The 1,247-nt window shown below is 46.4% G+C and carries 1 protein-coding gene; it reads right to left on the bottom strand.

Annotated elements, in window-relative coordinates:
- The coding region (locus tag ACCI49_RS24705; RefSeq protein ID WP_371841920.1) for an autotransporter outer membrane beta-barrel domain-containing protein at positions 1 to 1,247 on the bottom strand (1,247 nt) is incomplete at both ends.

The following is a 1,247-nucleotide window of genomic DNA, read 5'->3' as shown; positions in this document are numbered from 1 at the left end:
ACCGTATCGCCATCAGAACCTTGCCCACCAGCAAGCACTGAGGATACATCTTCAAAACTGATGTCTTTGCTGAGGAGGGTATTATTTCCTGTAACAGTAAAGATATCGTCACCACTGGTGCCAGTAATCACACCCGTGCCGGTAACACTATCAATACCAGTGAAATGAATTATCGAGGAACCATCAACAACATTAAAGGCATTGTTTCCAGTAAGCGTTAATGCCCCGGTATCTTCTACAGCATCCAGGTTACCCGTGGCATTGACGGTGTCCATACCGACAAACACCATTGCATCGACCTGGATATCACCACCAGAGCGTAGTGTGTACGTATCGCTGGTTAGCCCATTATTATCGTGACCTGCAAGAATATTGTTGCCGCCGCTAAGCGTTTTTATTCCCTGGAAGCTAATGCCTGCATGGACTACTTCGTCATCTTTGTCTGTCAGTGTCCATTGATCGCTGGCTGTTGAAGCCACATCGCCGCTGGTGCCACTATCCACCACTTCGGTAAGACCCGTAAAATCAATAGCCTGCGCTGTCAACGCATTATTCGCTGTGACTTCATAGGCTACATTACTGCCGGTAAGACGATCTGCCTGCGCCGCGGCAATACCACTGACAGTGATCGCGTTTGTACTGGTACGGGCAATAACCTGATTATTGCTACCCGTCAGCGAAAGCCCATCAATGACTGCACTGGCATTTAAAATTTCATCTCCACTACCGGTAATTGAAGTAAAGCCTGTGAAGGTCATTGCGTCCGCATCGATAGAACCATTATCAGCAATCGTAAATTGATTAGCTGAAGTTCCAATGTCCGTAAGCAAACCACCCGTCGCGATTACCGATTCAATGCCCAGAAAGGTAATGTCGCTGCTTTTAATTTGATTATCTATATCGGATATAAACCACTGGCTGCCATCCGCACCTGAGACGCTATCCTCAAGGCCAGAACCTGCATCAATTGTCGAGTTAAAGCCGGTGAATACTATTTCGTTTGCTGTAACCTGTGAGCCACTGTCAATAACAAAAGTATCACTTAGTGCAGAGCCGGCAATAATCCCGGTTATTGAACTAGTAAACACTACACTGTCGAGGTTTTGGAAGGTGATTCCAGTATTGATTAGCTCTTTGTCGGTTCCAGTGAGGTCGACCTGCGTAGCTGTTGTCAGCTTGTCAACTACGCCATTATCGGAACCTGCATCTACAGTTTCTATATTTTTAAAAGTGAGCCCGTGAACTTC

The organism is Microbulbifer epialgicus, assembly GCF_041447265.1.
Taxonomy (GTDB): domain Bacteria; phylum Pseudomonadota; class Gammaproteobacteria; order Pseudomonadales; family Cellvibrionaceae; genus Microbulbifer; species Microbulbifer epialgicus.
This window is presented reverse-complemented; position numbering and strand designations above follow the sequence as displayed.